Genomic DNA, 14,433 nt, shown 5'->3' with positions numbered 1-14,433 from the left:
AATCCGGGCGGCTGCCCGTGCAGCCGCCTGCTCGTCACGCGACACGCGTGCCGGAATCAGAACATCGGGTAGATCGACGAATCGGCCTTCTTCTTTTTCTTGCCGAACAGTTGACCGAGCCGGGAGAAGAGTCGCTTGAACACATTCATGGTCTGCTCCTTCAGATGACGTCGAGAATGAGCTTCGAGACGAAGTCATGCCCCTGGTCGGTGAAATGGATGCGGTCGACGAACAGCCACTGGTCGGGCTTCAGCGCCTCCGCGATGAACGGGGTGATGTTGACGAACTTCACGCCGAGCTTCGACGCGCCGTCGCTCAATTTCGCCGCGTACGCGTTGCACGCGTCGCGCGTCAGGATGTCGCCGTACACGTCGCTGAAACGGCCCGCGCGGTCGAGCTCGGCGAACAGCGCTTCCTCCTGTGCGCAGCCCTTCGGACGAATCCATCCGGCAAGCGGCTGCAGGATGAAGGTGAGCTTCGCGCCCAGATCCGCCGCGAGCGCACGCCACGCATCCAGATGACGCAGCGTGAGATCGGCGGCGTAATCGATCTGCGCGTCGAGCGACGGCGGCGGCTCGACCGGCTCTTCGACCTCACCGCGGCCGAACAGCGACAGCCCCTTGCGGCGACCGGCCGGTTCCGGACGGAACGCATCGAAGAACTGGTTGCAGTTGAAGAATGCGCCGTGCTCGAGCCGGTTCTGGCTCGGCTGCCGCGCGAGGCCCAGGTTGTTGAAGCCGGAAAACAGCACGATTTCCTCGACCTTCGGCAACAGGTGGCGATACAGCGTGAACAGGATCAGCTCCTGGGTGGAGTTGAAACTGCGTCCACCGAAGTTCAGCCACGGCGCGCCGCGACGGTCGTTCTCCGACAGCCGCGACGACAGCGTCCAGCGATCGGCGCTCGCGCCGATGCCGAACACCGTCGAGCTGCCGGCGAGCAATCGCGCGGAATGGATGCCCGCGTGATCGGCGACTGAGTAGCGCACGCCGCCGCGCTCCGAGTAGCGGAATCCGCTCGCGTCGGTGTTGACGACCGGCGAGCGATGCTCCGCGGGATGGAAATACATCAGATACGGCAACCAACGGACCTCTCCACCGTCGGTGAATTTCTTCTCGTAATCCGCCATTTGCGGCGTCAGTTCCTCGCGTGCACTCATTGCTATCTCTCTCAGATATTATTTCTTATTTATTAAGCGACGGCCCATGATTCTTTAAATCCACATCGAGCGCAAGTGGATCTTTTGAAAATCGATTTCAATCAATTGGCGACAAGGAAATTCACGGCCAATATATAAGGCACGAGCCCGGCGGCGATCGCCAGCAGGCCGTTCCTGGATTTCCAGTAAACCAGCACGGACAGCGCGAGCGCCGCCAGATCGGGCAGGCAGTACGGATAATGGCTAATGTCCTTGTCTTTAAGCGTATACAGCACCAGCAGGATCATGACACCCGGCGGCATGCTTTCGCCAAGATATCGGAGGTATCCGTTTTTTTCAAGTCGTTTCACCAACAAAATCGGTGCATAACGCAAACCAATTGTGACAACAGAAATGGTGATTATTACGGAAAATGCACGCCAATCATTCGTCACGATCTTTTGCTCCGAAAATATAAAGCAAAGTCAATATCGCGAGATAAACCAGCAGACCGGCGAACAGGAACGATTCGTGGTAAAGCCATTTCTCGCTCGCGAAGGCGGCCGCGCTCGCGACCGCCGCGGCGCCGATCAGCCGCGCGGTGCCCTTCGTGCGCACCGCGTCGACCGCGAGGATCACGAACATCGACGTCAGCGCAAAACCGAAGCCCTTGACGCTGCTCGGGATCGCGAGGCCCGTGAGCGAGCCGAGCAGCGCGCCGCCGACCCACCACACATGGCTGATGACCTGCAAAGCGGTGATCTGGAACCCGTTGAGCGTCGCCCCTTCGCCCGCCGACGTGATCGCATAGGTCTCGTCGGTCAGCGCGAAGACGCCGTACAGTCGCTGCGGCACGGTATGCAGCCGGGTGTACGGAAACGACAGCCCGTAGAACACGTGACGGAAATTGACGATCAGCGCGGTCAGCGCGACCTGCGGCAGCGTCATTCCGGACACCATCAGGCTCACCGCGAGGAACTCGATCGAGCCCGCGAAGATCATCAGCGCCGATAGCGGCGCCCAGTACCACTGCACCCCGCTGGTCACGAGGAACACGCCGAATGCGATCCCGAGCGGCACGTACGCCATCGCCACCGGGATCGACAGTCGGAACGATTGATAGAGCTGCTCTGACTTCGGCAGCGCCATCACGAACGGCTGCGACTCGACACTCACGCTTTCCGACTCCCCATCGGTTACCGGCGGCCGCCGTGCGCGTCCGCCGTCATCGCCCCCACAACAGCATGCGCAGCCGCGAGCCGGTCTGCGCACGCACCGGCCGCTCCTCCGCGATCGCGATCTCGCTCCCGCCGATCCCGCTCACCCAGATCGTCGAATGCGCGGCGAGATCGAATCGCTCGTTCTCGCGCAGCCAGAAATCCCTCAGCACGTCCGGCACCGTCACCCACACCATGCCGCGACGCACCACCAGCGTCTGCCGCGTCCACGCATCCCAGCGCGTGGGCGTGCCGTCTTCTTCAAGTTGGAACAGCCGGATTTCCCGCATTTGGTCCTCCTTGCCGCTCGGCGCGATCGCCGCCTTTCTGAAGGTCTTACGGCGGCGATTATTCGGCTAGAATGCGTCCGATGGAATGAACAAACCCGAACAATCACCCGCAAAGTGTTCTGTGGTTTTACTGAACACTTTGCGTGCACTTACCCACGGTGGGGTCGAATGAAACTTGCGCTCGATACGACGGCAGGCGTTCCGCTGACCGAGCAGCTGGCCTGTCAGCTCGAACAGATGATCCGCTCGCGGCATTTGCGCAGCGGCGTGAAACTGCCGTCGATCCGCAAGATGGCGGCCGACCAGCAGATCAGCCGCTTTCCCGTCGTCGAGGCATACGATCTGCTCGCCGCGCGCGGGCTGATCCGACCCCGTCACGGTTCCGGCTTCTATGTGACCGACCGGTTCGATACTCATGCGCTCGCCGGCGGCGCGGATCCGCGGGTCGCCGAGGAGGAATCGAGCCACATCCTCGGCCAGTTCGCGTCGAGCGACGATCGCGTCAAACTGTCGAGCGGCTTCATGCCGGCCGCGTGGCGCGACGTCGACGGCATCGCGCAAGCCACGCGTCACGTGGTGCGAAGCGACGCGGCGAACCTCGTCGACTATGCGCAACCGCAGGGCGATCCGCTGCTGCGGCAGCATCTGAGCCGGCACCTCGCGCCGCTCGGCATCGACGCGCAGCCGCAGCAGATCGTCGTCACGCACAGCGCGAGCCAGGCGCTCGACCTGATCGTGCGCCTGATGTTGAAACCGGGCGACACGGTGTTCGTCGAGGACCCGGGCTACTTCAACCTGTTCGGCCTGCTGAAGCTGCACGGCGTGAAGCTCGTCGGCGTGCCGCGCCGCGCCACGGGACCGGACGTCGAGATGGCCGAGGCGCTGCTGCGCGAACACCGTCCGAAGCTGTTCTTCGTCAATACCGTATTCCACAACCCGACCGCGACGAGCATTACGCCGCAGGTCATGTTCCGGCTGCTGCAGCTCGCGCACCAGCACGATTTCACGTTCGTCGAGGACGACGTCTACGCGGACTTCGAAGCGGCCCCTTCCCAGCGGCTCGCGACGCTCGACCAGCTCGAGCGCGTGATCTACCTCGGCGGGTTTTCGAAGTCGCTGTCGTCGTCGCTGCGGATCGGCTACCTGGCCGCGCGGCCCGACCTGATCAAGTCGCTCGTCGACCTGAAGGCGCTCACCAGCATGGGCGGCGCGCGCATCGCGGAAAGCATCGTCGCGTTGCTGCTCGAACGCGGGACGCACCGCAAGCACCTGGAGCGGCTGCGCAGGCGTCTCGCGCAGGCGTCGGCCAACACGGTTGCGCGGTTGCGGCAGGCGGGCTGGGAAGTGTACGAACAGCCGAGCGGCGGCATGTTCGTCTGGGCATGCGTGCCCGGCGTGGAGGATTCGGCGCGGCTCTGCGAAGCCGCGCGCACGTTCGGGCTCGATCTCGCGCCGGGGCGTGACTACCGTCCGAACGGCGAAACGACGCCGTGGGTCCGGCTCAACGTGGCGGCGGCAAGCGACCTGCTGGCGGAGCCGTTCATCAACGCGGCGCCCCGGCTCGCGCGGTGACGTGACGGGGGTGCTTGCCTGAGTGCAAGCCGCATCGCTGCAAGTGTCTGCGATCGAACCGCGGCGACGTGTCGGCGGGCTCCGAAGCTGTGGCGCGCGACAACGCCATTTATTGTCCGCACTACACTGCGTTCAGCCTCTACCGCCGCTCAACGCCACCATGTCCGCCACCGCCCTGCAATTCGCGCTGTTCGCCAAGCAGCAGGAAATCGCGGCGCTGCGCCGCGTGGCCGAGCAGATCGAGCTGATCGACCTGCTCGGCCGCCTGATCCACGCGCTGCAGCGCGAACGCGGCGCGACCAGCATCTATCTGGCGTCGCTCGGCCGGCGTTTCGCCGCGGAACGCGCGGCCGCGCGCGACGAATCGGCGCCGCTCGTCGCGCAGCTGCGCGAACGCCTGGATCTGGAACTGACGCCGTCGCGCGGCTCGACGTCACGCCTGCTGTCGCTGATCGCCTGGGTGCTGCTCGACCTGGAATCGCTGGACGTGCTGCGCGAACGGATCGAGCGCATCACGCTCTCCGCGCCGGATTCCGTCCAGGCGTTCAGCACCGTGATCGGCGGCCTCGTGGAACTGATTTTCCAGCTTGCCGACAGCGCGGCGGACCCGTCGGTGGCGCGCATGCTGATCGCGCTCGTCCATGTCGTCGAAGGCAAGGAGGAAGCGGGACAGGAACGCGCAGTCGGCGCCCATATGTTCGCGGCAGGCACGTTTTCGGCGGACCAGCAGCAGCGGCTGCTGTATCTGATTGCGGCGCAGGAGCGCAGCCTCGAGGTGTTCGCCAACTTTGCGAGCGCCGCGCAAAACGCATGGCGCGAAACGCGGATGACGGAGCAACACGAGGTAGCGCTCGAGAAGCTGCGACGCGTACTGTGCACGGCGCAGGCCGGCGATGCGCTCGATGCCGGCCTGAGCGAAGCGTGGTTCGACGCGGCGAGCGCCCGCATCGACGATCTCTGGCACCTCCAGATCGCGCTGACGCTGCAGGTGCGTGAAACCTGCGACGCGCGAATCGACGACGCACGCCGTACGCTGCGCGATTCCGAGCGCCTGATGGCGCAGTTGCGAAACAATCCGCCGCCGCATATCCAGGCGCTCGCCCATTTCTTCGCCGGCGAGCCGCCGACGTCGCGCGCGGCGGTTCACGAACCGCCGGAGCGCCTGTCCGGCGCCGATCCGTCGACGCTCGCCAGCCTCAAGTCGCTGCTGGAATCGCAATCGGCGCGACTGGCCGGCGCGGAGGTCGAACTCGACGCCGCGCGCCGCGCCCTTTACGAGCGCAAGCTCGTGCAGCGCGCGAAAAACACGCTGATGACGCGCTACAACCTGCGGGAAGACGAAGCGTACCGAATGCTGCAGAAGGCGTCGATGGACGGCAATCGTCCGCTTGCCGATATCGCGGAAGACGCGCTGACGTCGCCCGAGCGATTCGTCGACGAGCACGCACGGCCTGCCGCGCGGCGACGCTCGCGGCGCGGCACGACCTGAACGGAACCCGCCGCACCGCGATAGCGCGCGCGGCGCGGGCGGGAGGCGCGATTGCACCGCACGAGTGCGATGCGCCGCGGTCGTTTCGCGGCGGCCGCTGCCCGGAATGGCGCGCCCGGCCGGCCTGCCCCGCGATTTCCTCGTCACTGGTATGAAAGTTGCGAACAACACGATCGTCAGGCTAATGGCGGCCTGACGGTCGCGCCATGTCGAACCATGGCGGACGATCACGTGGATAACAGCGTCCGCGCCGGGTACCCGCACGTCGAGCGAGTGCCCGGCGCGGATTTTTTTTGCCCGTCCAACTTTGCGAGCGCACACCATGGCCTACCTCACGCCCAACGAGTTCGTCACCAAGATGGTCGACGCCGGTGAATCGAAACTGTCGCTGTCGACCCGCGATACCCTGATTCGCGCCTATATGGCGGGAGCGATCCTCGCACTCGCGGCCGCTTTCGCGGTCAGCATCACGATCAATACCGGCAACGCGCTGGCCGGTTCGCTGCTGTTTCCGGTCGGCTTCTGCATGCTGTACCTGCTCGGCTTCGACCTGCTCACCGGCGTCTTCACGCTCGCGCCGCTCGCGGTGATCGACCGCCGGCCCGGCGCGACCTGGGGCGGCGTGTTCCGCAACTGGACGCTGGTGTTCTTCGGCAATTTCGCGGGCGCGCTGACGGTCGCGCTGTTCATGGCGATCATCTTCACGTTCGGCTTTTCGGAGGCGCCGAACGCGATCGGACAGAAGATCGGCGGCATCGGCGAAGCACGCACGCTCGGCTATGCGGCCCATGGCGCGGCCGGCATGCTCACGCTGTTCGTGCGCGGCGTGATGTGCAACTGGATGGTGTCGACCGGCGTGGTCGCCGCGATGATGTCGACGTCCGTGCCGGGCAAGGTGATCGCGATGTGGATGCCGATCCTCGTGTTCTTCTACATGGGCTTCGAGCACTCGGTCGTGAACATGTTCCTGTTCCCGTCCGGCCTGATGCTCGGCGCCCACTTCACGATCGTCGACTACCTGCTGTGGAACGAGATCCCGACCGTGCTCGGCAACCTGGTCGGCGGGCTGCTGTTCGTCGGCGCGGCGCTGTACAGCACGCACTACAAGACCGCGCCGAAACGCGTGCCCGCCGCGCCGGTGGGGGTCGTTGCGCGCAAGGCGTGATCGGCGCGCTTCGGCGGCCTTGAAAAACGGTTCATCGCGATCCGGTTATCCCGAGCGATATAAAGCGATAAAGTATCCGGCGGACGTCGTAAAGTCGTTCGCCGCGCCTCCTTGCAAGCAGCGCGCATGTGCAATCGCGCGTTGCTTCGTTGCGCACTCGCCGGCACTTCGCCAGCCACCGCGCCTCCTTCCTCGACGCGATCCCTCATGCACGGGTCAACGCGACGCGATTCGTCTCCTCCCCCCTCAAATGCACTACCCGTCCCGGTGCATTTGAACATGACGCGCAACGCGCGGCCTCTCTACACTGAGTCCCGGGATATCGAACGGCTTCACGAATGTGATCCATCGTTGTCCCGATAGTCAGGCAACCCGATTGAACGACGAGGTCGATCATGTTCGAAAAGACGGAAGGCACGGTACAGAAGCTGGCGGGCAAGGCGCAGGAAGCGGTAGGGGACGCCACGGGCAGTGCCGACATGCAGTTCGAGGGAAAAGCGCGTCAGGTGGCCGGCGCGGTTCAGCAAACCTATGGCGAGGCGCTCGAGCAGGTGCGCGACGTTGCCGCAAGCAATCCGATTGCGACGCTGGCGACCGTTGCGGCGGTGAGTTTCGTCATCGGCGCACTGTGGTCGAAGCGCTGATCGGCTGTCGCGAGCCCGACGGCATGCATTGAGGTCATCATCGGAGCATGTCATGGTTTTGCTTTCAAGAATCAGGAAATGGCAGGATGTCGCGCAATTCTCGGTCGCGCGCCTGACCGATTACGCGGGTCTCGCGGCAATCGAATTCGATCTCGCCCGGAAGTACTTCTTGCGCGATCTGATGCTGTACGCGCTGCTCGGCCTGAGCGTAACGTTCGGGCTGGCTTTCGTGTGCGTGGCGGCGATCGTCAGCGCCGCACGAACGCCGTACCTGATCGAGACGTCATGGATCGTCGCCGGGTTCTGGGTGTGCGTGTCGATCGCCTCCTTCGCGGCGGTGCGCATGCGTGCCGAGCGCGGCACGTTTTCCGTCCTGACCGACGAATTGCAGCGCGACATCCAGACCATCAAAGAGAGCCTGTGATGAAAAGCCGAATCCCCGACGGTTCGCCGGAATCGAGGCGGCGCGTTCTGCTGGCCCGCATGGCGGCGACCCGTGCCGAATTGTCCGCGTCGAACCACGTCGTCGAAATGACACGGCGGGCCCGTCCCGGCGATATCGCGGCCTATCCGGCGATGAAACTGCCGACCCTCGGCGGATCGACCGGCGCAGCCGTCGCAGTGGCGCTGGCCTGTCTCGTGATCCTCGGGCCGCGGCGGCTTGTGACGACGGCCGTTCGCACCGGGCTGGTCACGTTGATCGGGCGAATGACGCGGGACATCATGCAGAAGTAGACCGGTGCGGACCCGAGCGCATGCCGGCCCGATTGCTTCGGGCCATTTCAATCGTGCGGCACGGCTTCGCCGGGTAGTGCAAAAAGAAGCGATTCCGTTCCGCGTTTTGTCCTGTATTGCGCGGACCGCCGGGCAGATCCCGTTTCACGAATCTGTCGTAAATCCTAAGGAGAAGGAAACATCATGGACGTACATGGTTTGATCGTATGGCTGATCATCGGCGCAATCGCCGGCTGGCTCGCTGGCGTGCTCGTCAAGGGTGGAGGGTTCGGCTTGCTGATCGACATCGTGGTCGGCATCGTCGGCGCGGTGATCGGCGGCTGGCTCGCCGGATTGCTCGGCATCGGCTTCGGTGGCATTCTCGGCTCGATCATCATCGCCGTCATCGGCGCCGTGATCCTGCTGTTCGTGATTCGGCTGTTCAATCGCGCGGTCTGACGGTCGGCCGCGTTTTTTGTCACGCATTCGGCATGCGTCGTCGCATGCCGCTTACTGAGCTTGCCGCGTAAGCCAGTGAGGCTCTGGCCGGGATCGAATCCGTTCGCTTCGCCGCTCAAGAGAAAAGCCGTCGACGCACGGCGACGCCGCGTACGAAGGCCGCTTCCCGCAAGCGGCCCGCGCTGTCCAATGACGGCGTATGGTCCCGCTCGTTTTTCTCGTCGCTGCCGGCGCCCGGCCCTTTCGTCAATCACATCACCTGCTCGCTGTATCGTCCGCGCAGCGCGCAGCGCCGTGGCCCGCTCGTCGTCATGCTTGACGGCTGCCAGCGGCGGCCGAGTCGTTCGCACTCGGCACGCGGATCGCTCGCACCTGACGCCGCCTATTCGGCGCCGATCTCGCGCCGTTCGACGGAGTGGCCGCGGGGCACCATCCGGCTTGCCGCGATGGCCGTCCGGCGGGAACGGACGAGCGGCCGCTGGTTGCGGCCGCTCGTCCCGTCGCGTCACTGAGACGCCGCAGCAGCCGCGCTCGCCTCTTTCGCCTTCTTCGCCGCATGGTGATGGCCGATCGCACATCCCGCCGCCGCACCGACCGCGCCATGATGGCCGGCGACGTGCCCGGCCACCCCACCCACCGCCGCGCCCTTCAGGCATCCAGCCGCCTGAGCCGACATGGAAGCAGCCGACAACGCGACACACACCACTGCGATCGAGAGGAATTTCATAGGGAATTCTCCTTGGAAAAACGGGACGCCCGCGCAGGCCCATCCTGCGTGAAAGCGCACGCGTCGTTTGCATCAAACATTGGCGACATGCATCACGCGCATGCCGCGTGCCTGTGTTCGAACCGTGCCGGTAGTCGCCAGGGCCGGACGTCTACGTCACGCTGTCAGGCTCCGCCCCGCTCCCCGCCGCATACGCGACGAGCGACGGCTTGCCCGCCGTCGCGGCGCCCGACGCGGCCACGACATCGTGCACGAAGCGCAGTTTCGCGACGACGGCAGGCGCCAGCACGAACGGATAGGCATCCGGCGTCCCCATGCTGCGGTTCAGGCTGTTCAGCGCGTAGGTCAGCGGGAACCAGCGCCGCATCAGGTTGCCGAAGCTCGCTTCGTCGACGGACGTCTGGTCGGCGAGCGTCGGCAGGCTCGTGTCGTCGGGGGCAAGCACGAGCCCGCACGCGGTCGCGGTATCGAGCGTATCGACGATATGCAGGTAGTGCGCCCACGTCTCCGCCCAGTCTTCCCACGGGTGCATCGTCGCGTACCCGCTGACGTACGCGTTCTCCCAGCCCGCAGGTTCGCCGTTGGCATAGTGTGCATCGAGCGCCGCCTGGTAATCGGCGCGCTCGTCGCCGAAACACGCACGAAACGAGTCGATCCAGCGGCTGCCGCTCACGAGGCGGTCGAAGTAGTAGTGGCCGATTTCATGCCGAAAATGGCCGAGCAACGTGCGATAGGGCTCGCGCATGTCCGCGCGGATCCGCTCGCGCTTCGCGTCGTCTGCTTCGTCGAGGTTCACCGTGATGAGGCCGTTCGCATGGCCGGTCATGACGGGCTCATTCTCCGTCGACGCCTTGAATGCGAAGCTCATCCCGTGTCCCGGTTGCTGCGCGCGCGATTCCACCGGCAAGCCCAGCACCAAAAGCGTATACAGCAGCCGTCGCTTCGCAGCCTCGAGCCGGAACCACAGCAGCCGGTTGCCGGGAGACGACAGGTCCGGGATCGTCTCGGTGAGCACGCATGCGCGGCACAGCGTGTCGTCGCTTTCCGCCGGAATCATCCAGTTGCAAACGTGCTCGATCGCGTAGTTCGCGCATTGCCGATAGCGTTTCCCGAGCGCGGCCGCGTGCAGGCTGCGCCATGTTCCGTCGCCGGCGGGCTCGAACGCGCCGACTTCGCCGACGTCCGGCAGATAGCCGAGCAGTGCATCGCAGCGCTCGCACTTCACGTTCTCGAAGAACACCAGTTGCGAGCATTGGCCGCAGTGGAAGGTTTTCATGATGTGCCGTCCGGGTAGAGGAGGACGTCGCCGTCCGCTATTCGCTCTCCAGCCGCGCGTGCATGCGCAGATAGTCGTTCCGGTATCGCTTCGCGAGCGTCGACTTCTCCGTATCGCGCAGGATCTTTCCGGATATCTGAAAGAAGATCTTCTCCTCTTCCTTCAGATGATCGTGCAATTCTTCGGACAGTTTCCGGGCAGTCGCCAGCCAGCCGCGCGAACCGGAGTCGCGGCCGCGCAGGTTGTCGACGATCTCGTCCATCCGGTGATGATCGGCAAGCGCATCGCGCGACGGATGAAGGCCGCGGTCGTCCATCAGTATCGGAGCGTACAGAAAGCGCTCCTCGGCGGCCGCGTGCGCGCCAAGCTCGATGCGCAGCTGTTCGAACAGGATGCCCCGATCCGGGCCCGGCCTTGACCGCAACAGCCGGCGCATCAATGCGCGCTGGATCTCGTGGCTTTCGCGCAGGGCATCGAAAATCGTTTCGGACATGCGGGGCTCCCGGGTGGACGGCATCCGGCGCAGTGCGCCGTGGCTCCGACATGGTCACAAACCTGCGTGCGTCGCGACAGTTGCAAATGCACTAGTGCATACCCGTGCGACCGACGACCTTCGGCACTCGACGCGCAATGAACGACGGGGAACCGTGCATCGCCGAGTACGACGTGACACTCGAATTGCTTCGGAGACGGCCGCTTCCGAGATGCCGTGCTTGCGGCACAGCTCCGCCGGCTTCATGCCAGCTTCGGCTGGCCTTCAAGGTGCCGATGAATTGTTCTTCGATGAATCGCTTTTCACTGCCGTTCCTCTCTGGAACTGACGCTACCCCGTCACCGTACTGAACACGGGCAGCAGGGACCCATCCGCCCCCTTTCTTGCGCCTAAAAACAAGGGGCCAATTAATTGACATATTCAATGTCCATCTATTTTTGTTATTCATCGATTAAATTGATTCATATTTCAATATTATCCCTATAAATCATTTAACCACCCTGTTTACTTTGGCAGCTTCCACAATTAACCAAACGGGGTAATCTGCATTCGCCGTCGCTGCCGCGTGGATCGATACCGCCACAAAGCCTTGCGGAATAAGGCGATGGCGGCCGCACAACGCAATTCACGCAACGATGTATCCCATTACTTAAAACGGGAGCTTTTATGTCACGCGTAACCGATGTGCTCGTTTCGTTCGATACCGAAACCATTCTCAAAAAATATCCGAATCCCAGCAAGAATCCGGCCGCGCCGACGCTGATCGACTGGCACTATGTCTATATGGTGACCAATCAGGACAACGTCATCTCCGGACAGGCGGGTGGCGAGCTCGACCTGAAAGCGCAGGTCGGCGACCTGATCCGCTGGCGCGAAACGAGCCTGTCGCTGGGCTTCGAGAACCAGGTGGTGTTCTACAAGTTCATCGGCAACGTCGGCAACGATCTGATCTCGACGCCGACGCCACGGGTCGCGGAAGCGTCGATCCCGGTGCCGAACACGAGCAATCCCGAAGTGCCGACGTGCCAGAAGGTCGCGAACTACTACTGGTCGTCGGAATGCCTGAAGGTCGGCCGGGTGACCTACCACTTCCTGTTCCAGATCATCGATCGCAACTGCAAGAGCCAGGGCTGCTTCTCGTGGGATCCGTTCATCTCGATCCATAACTGATCGCGGCATGCGGGCGGCCGCGCGACGGCCGTCCGTGCCGACCCCCTGTTGCGGAGGGCGTGTTCATGTCTGGTCTTCGTTACGATGTACTCGCGATCGTCGACGCCGTCACGCTGCTGTCGGCCTACCCCGATGCGAGCCGGGATGCCGACGCGCCGACCGCGATCGACGGCCGGCACATCTACGTGTTGAGCCCCGGCGACGCGGGGCAGGTCGGCCACAACGACAACCGGCTCTTTGCCGGCCTGTCGCCGGGCGACCAGCTTCACCTGCGCGAAACCGCGCTCGCGCTGCGCGCCGAGGTGACCGTGCTGTTCATCCGGTTCGCGTTGAAAGACGCCGGGATCGTCGCGCCGATCGACGCGAATGTCCGTGACGCCGCCACGCCGGTGCCGGACGGCGACGACCTGCTTCATCCGTCGTGCCAGCCGATGAAAGACCATTTCTGGCGCAGTGAAGTGCTGGCCCCGGGCACTACCACCTGTACGGCGGATTTCGCCGTGCTCGATCGCGACGGTACCGTATCGGGCTACTTCCGCTGGGAAACGACGATCGAGATCGTCGGCGTCCAGTAAGGCTCCTTCCGCAAATGCGGGGCGGCCATGGTCAAGCTGCGGAACTGAGCAGCGTCAGGCCGTCGGCAAGATTCCAAGAGGTGCGCCGAGTTCCAGACGATGGTGTTGAAACGCGACATAGGCGTCCACCACGGCTAATGTCGAAAGCCTCCCCCACCCTGGAAAACAAGCATTAAAGTCGCGCCGCCGGCCTTGGGACGAGGGGCATATTGTTGCGCACTCACCCAATTTTTTCGATCCCGCGTTCCGCGCACGCCATGCCCCTTTCACGAGCGACTTGCCTCATTGATATCAATCAGTTGCTTCCATTTGTCACATCGTGAAATGCGAGGTGCAGTCTTTTTTGCGCGTTTCAGCCCGCCCCCTTCTCGTCAGTACGACCTTTTTGTGCGTCGGCATCCGTCGCTTATCCCCGGCTGACGCACCCCCATTCCCGCCAAAAGTAACCCCACCAACATCATATGATTGCGTTTTCACATGTAATGTGATTTTATTATCACATCTTGCAGACCGCCGCCGACCACACGCGGCGCACCCCATACCAAGGAAGAGACACAGATGGAGACGATCGCCGTCATCGGCAGCAACATGGTCGACCTCGTGACCTATGTCGCGCGCATGCCCGCCCGCGGTGAAACGCTCGAGGCACCGAACTTCGAGCTCGGCTGCGGCGGCAAGGGCGCGAACCAGGCCGTCGCGGCCGCCCGCCTCGGCGCGCGCGTCGTGATGGTCACGAAAGTCGGCGATGACGTCTTCGCCGACAACACGATCCGCAACTTCGAGCGAGAAGGGATCGACACCACCCACGTGCGCAAGGTCGCCGGCGTGCCGAGCGGCGTCGCGCCGATCTTCGTCGAACCCGATTCGAGCAACAGCATCCTGATCGTCAAGGGCGCGAACCGCCACCTGAGCCCGGCGGACATCGACGCGGCCGCGCCGCAACTCGCCGAATGCGCGCTGATCGTGCTGCAGCTCGAGATCGAGCTCGACACCGTCTATCACGCGATCGAATTCGGCGCGCGGCACGGCATTCCGGTGCTGCTGAACCCCGCCCCCGCGGTGACCGATCTCGATTTCGAGCGGATCCGCACCGTCGAATTCTTCGTGCCGAACGAAACCGAACTCGCGATCGTGTCGGGCATGCCGGTCGATTCCCGCGAAAGCGCCGCGCTGGCCGCCGAAGCGCTGATCGCGCGCGGCCTCAGGCACGTGCTCGTCACGCTCGGCAGCAACGGTTCGCTGCTGGTCTCGCGCGACGGCGCGCGGCACGTGCCGGGCGTGCCGGTCGACGCGCGCGACACGACGGGCGCCGGCGATGCGTATATCGGCTGCTTCGCACGCTGCTACGCCGCGTCGCGCGACGCGCTCGACGCGATGCGCTACGCGTCCGCGTACGCCGCGCATTCGGTCACGGGCCTCGGCACGCAGAAGTCGTACGCCGACACCGCGACGTTCGAACGCTTCCTCCGCGACGCCGGCATCTGAACGGCGCCTTCATCGACGA

The 14,433-nt window shown here is 64.1% G+C and carries 17 protein-coding genes; 10 read left to right on the top strand and 7 right to left on the bottom strand.

From position 1 onward, the window contains the following. Positions 1 to 160: 160 nt before the first annotated feature. The 4 genes from WJ16_RS17610 to WJ16_RS17595 all read right to left on the bottom strand — a co-directional run bounded on the left by WJ16_RS17610 (position 161) and on the right by WJ16_RS17595 (position 2,645). The gene (locus WJ16_RS17610; protein ID WP_069258352.1) at positions 161 to 1,159 is read right to left on the bottom strand and encodes an SGNH/GDSL hydrolase family protein; all 999 of its coding nucleotides are present in this window, start codon (positions 1,157 to 1,159) and stop codon (positions 161 to 163) included. 101 nt (positions 1,160 to 1,260) lie between these two features. Continuing rightward, positions 1,261 to 1,593 carry a branched-chain amino acid transporter permease gene (locus WJ16_RS17605; protein ID WP_069258351.1) on the bottom strand — a complete coding sequence of 111 codons (333 nt, stop codon included), beginning with the start codon at positions 1,591 to 1,593 and terminating at the stop codon, positions 1,261 to 1,263. Then, the gene (locus WJ16_RS17600; protein ID WP_199855897.1) at positions 1,583 to 2,314 is read right to left on the bottom strand and encodes an AzlC family ABC transporter permease; all 732 of its coding nucleotides are present in this window, start codon (positions 2,312 to 2,314) and stop codon (positions 1,583 to 1,585) included. Before WJ16_RS17600 ends, WJ16_RS17605 begins: the two co-directional genes overlap by 11 nt. Positions 2,315 to 2,363: 49 nt before the next feature. Continuing rightward, positions 2,364 to 2,645, bottom strand: a complete 282-nt coding sequence (locus WJ16_RS17595) for a DUF2917 domain-containing protein (protein ID WP_069258349.1) — start codon at positions 2,643 to 2,645, stop codon at positions 2,364 to 2,366. 168 nt (positions 2,646 to 2,813) lie between these two features. On the opposite strand from WJ16_RS17595, the gene WJ16_RS17590 reads away from it, so the two are divergent. The 7 genes from WJ16_RS17590 to WJ16_RS17560 all read left to right on the top strand — a co-directional run bounded on the left by WJ16_RS17590 (position 2,814) and on the right by WJ16_RS17560 (position 8,688). Continuing rightward, positions 2,814 to 4,217, top strand: coding sequence for an aminotransferase-like domain-containing protein (locus WJ16_RS17590; RefSeq protein WP_069258348.1), 1,404 nt, complete (start codon positions 2,814 to 2,816; stop codon positions 4,215 to 4,217). Positions 4,218 to 4,329: 112 nt separating this feature from the next. Then, positions 4,330 to 5,706 (top strand): nitrate regulatory protein, encoded by a 1,377-nt coding sequence (locus WJ16_RS17585; RefSeq protein WP_236858301.1) that lies wholly within the window; start codon positions 4,330 to 4,332, stop codon positions 5,704 to 5,706. Positions 5,707 to 6,028: 322 nt separating this feature from the next. Next, positions 6,029 to 6,871, top strand: coding sequence for a formate/nitrite transporter family protein (locus WJ16_RS17580; RefSeq protein ID WP_069258346.1), 843 nt, complete (start codon positions 6,029 to 6,031; stop codon positions 6,869 to 6,871). Between the two features lie 395 nt (positions 6,872 to 7,266). Further along, entirely contained in the window at positions 7,267 to 7,515 is a 249-nt protein-coding gene (locus tag WJ16_RS17575; protein ID WP_069258345.1) for a CsbD family protein, read from the top strand. Positions 7,516 to 7,567: 52 nt separating this feature from the next. Further along, positions 7,568 to 7,939, top strand: a complete 372-nt coding sequence (locus WJ16_RS17570) for a phage holin family protein (RefSeq protein WP_069258344.1) — start codon at positions 7,568 to 7,570, stop codon at positions 7,937 to 7,939. Then, positions 7,939 to 8,250 carry a hypothetical protein gene (locus tag WJ16_RS17565; RefSeq protein ID WP_069258782.1) on the top strand — a complete coding sequence of 104 codons (312 nt, stop codon included), beginning with the start codon at positions 7,939 to 7,941 and terminating at the stop codon, positions 8,248 to 8,250. The genes WJ16_RS17570 and WJ16_RS17565 overlap by 1 nt, the downstream gene beginning before the upstream one ends. Positions 8,251 to 8,433: 183 nt before the next feature. Further along, complete coding sequence (locus WJ16_RS17560; protein WP_069258343.1) at positions 8,434 to 8,688, top strand: GlsB/YeaQ/YmgE family stress response membrane protein; 255 nt, start codon at positions 8,434 to 8,436, stop codon at positions 8,686 to 8,688. Between the two features lie 505 nt (positions 8,689 to 9,193). Here WJ16_RS17560 and WJ16_RS17555 read toward each other — a convergent pair. The 3 genes from WJ16_RS17555 to WJ16_RS17545 all read right to left on the bottom strand — a co-directional run bounded on the left by WJ16_RS17555 (position 9,194) and on the right by WJ16_RS17545 (position 11,208). Further along, positions 9,194 to 9,415, bottom strand: coding sequence for a hypothetical protein (locus WJ16_RS17555; protein ID WP_069258342.1), 222 nt, complete (start codon positions 9,413 to 9,415; stop codon positions 9,194 to 9,196). 151 nt (positions 9,416 to 9,566) lie between these two features. After that, a complete protein-coding gene (locus tag WJ16_RS17550; RefSeq protein WP_076605965.1) occupies positions 9,567 to 10,691 on the bottom strand; it encodes a zinc-binding metallopeptidase family protein in 1,125 nt (374 codons plus the stop codon). A 37-nt stretch (positions 10,692 to 10,728) separates the two neighbouring features. Further along, complete coding sequence (locus WJ16_RS17545; protein ID WP_236858299.1) at positions 10,729 to 11,208, bottom strand: hemerythrin domain-containing protein; 480 nt, start codon at positions 11,206 to 11,208, stop codon at positions 10,729 to 10,731. Between the two features lie 642 nt (positions 11,209 to 11,850). On the opposite strand from WJ16_RS17545, the gene WJ16_RS17540 reads away from it, so the two are divergent. The 3 genes from WJ16_RS17540 (at position 11,851) to rbsK (ending at position 14,414) form a co-directional block, all read left to right on the top strand. After that, on the top strand, positions 11,851 to 12,354 hold the full coding sequence (locus tag WJ16_RS17540; RefSeq protein ID WP_069258340.1) for an inclusion body family protein: 504 nt from the start codon (positions 11,851 to 11,853) through the stop codon (positions 12,352 to 12,354). A gap of 65 nt (positions 12,355 to 12,419) precedes the next feature. Beyond that, on the top strand, positions 12,420 to 12,929 hold the full coding sequence (locus WJ16_RS17535; protein WP_069258339.1) for an AidA/PixA family protein: 510 nt from the start codon (positions 12,420 to 12,422) through the stop codon (positions 12,927 to 12,929). Positions 12,930 to 13,487: 558 nt separating this feature from the next. Beyond that, positions 13,488 to 14,414 carry a ribokinase gene (gene rbsK / locus WJ16_RS17530; protein WP_069258338.1) on the top strand — a complete coding sequence of 309 codons (927 nt, stop codon included), beginning with the start codon at positions 13,488 to 13,490 and terminating at the stop codon, positions 14,412 to 14,414. The last annotated feature ends 19 nt before the right edge of the window (positions 14,415 to 14,433 follow it).

Origin of the sequence: Burkholderia metallica (assembly GCF_001718555.1) — a bacterium.
Classification (GTDB): domain Bacteria; phylum Pseudomonadota; class Gammaproteobacteria; order Burkholderiales; family Burkholderiaceae; genus Burkholderia; species Burkholderia metallica.
Note: the sequence above shows the minus strand (reverse complement) of the source record. Positions and strands in the feature narration are given on the sequence as shown.

Bases quoted from the DNA above. Each gene is read 5' to 3' on its own strand.
- WJ16_RS17610 (WP_069258352.1), bottom strand. From the start codon at position 1,159: ATGAGTGCACGCGAGGAACTGACGCCGCAAATGGCGGATTACGAGAAG.
- WJ16_RS17595 (WP_069258349.1), bottom strand. From the start codon at position 2,645: ATGCGGGAAATCCGGCTGTTCCAACTTGAAGAAGACGGCACGCCCACG.
- WJ16_RS17590 (WP_069258348.1), top strand. From the start codon at position 2,814: ATGAAACTTGCGCTCGATACGACGGCAGGCGTTCCGCTGACCGAGCAG.
- WJ16_RS17580 (WP_069258346.1), top strand. From the start codon at position 6,029: ATGGCCTACCTCACGCCCAACGAGTTCGTCACCAAGATGGTCGACGCC.
- WJ16_RS17575 (WP_069258345.1), top strand. From the start codon at position 7,267: ATGTTCGAAAAGACGGAAGGCACGGTACAGAAGCTGGCGGGCAAGGCG.
- WJ16_RS17570 (WP_069258344.1), top strand. From the start codon at position 7,568: ATGGTTTTGCTTTCAAGAATCAGGAAATGGCAGGATGTCGCGCAATTC.
- WJ16_RS17565 (WP_069258782.1), top strand. From the start codon at position 7,939: ATGAAAAGCCGAATCCCCGACGGTTCGCCGGAATCGAGGCGGCGCGTT.
- WJ16_RS17560 (WP_069258343.1), top strand. From the start codon at position 8,434: ATGGACGTACATGGTTTGATCGTATGGCTGATCATCGGCGCAATCGCC.
- WJ16_RS17555 (WP_069258342.1), bottom strand. From the start codon at position 9,415: ATGAAATTCCTCTCGATCGCAGTGGTGTGTGTCGCGTTGTCGGCTGCT.
- WJ16_RS17550 (WP_076605965.1), bottom strand. From the start codon at position 10,691: ATGAAAACCTTCCACTGCGGCCAATGCTCGCAACTGGTGTTCTTCGAG.
- WJ16_RS17545 (WP_236858299.1), bottom strand. From the start codon at position 11,208: ATGCCGTCCACCCGGGAGCCCCGCATGTCCGAAACGATTTTCGATGCC.
- WJ16_RS17540 (WP_069258340.1), top strand. From the start codon at position 11,851: ATGTCACGCGTAACCGATGTGCTCGTTTCGTTCGATACCGAAACCATT.
- WJ16_RS17535 (WP_069258339.1), top strand. From the start codon at position 12,420: ATGTCTGGTCTTCGTTACGATGTACTCGCGATCGTCGACGCCGTCACG.
- rbsK (WP_069258338.1), top strand. From the start codon at position 13,488: ATGGAGACGATCGCCGTCATCGGCAGCAACATGGTCGACCTCGTGACC.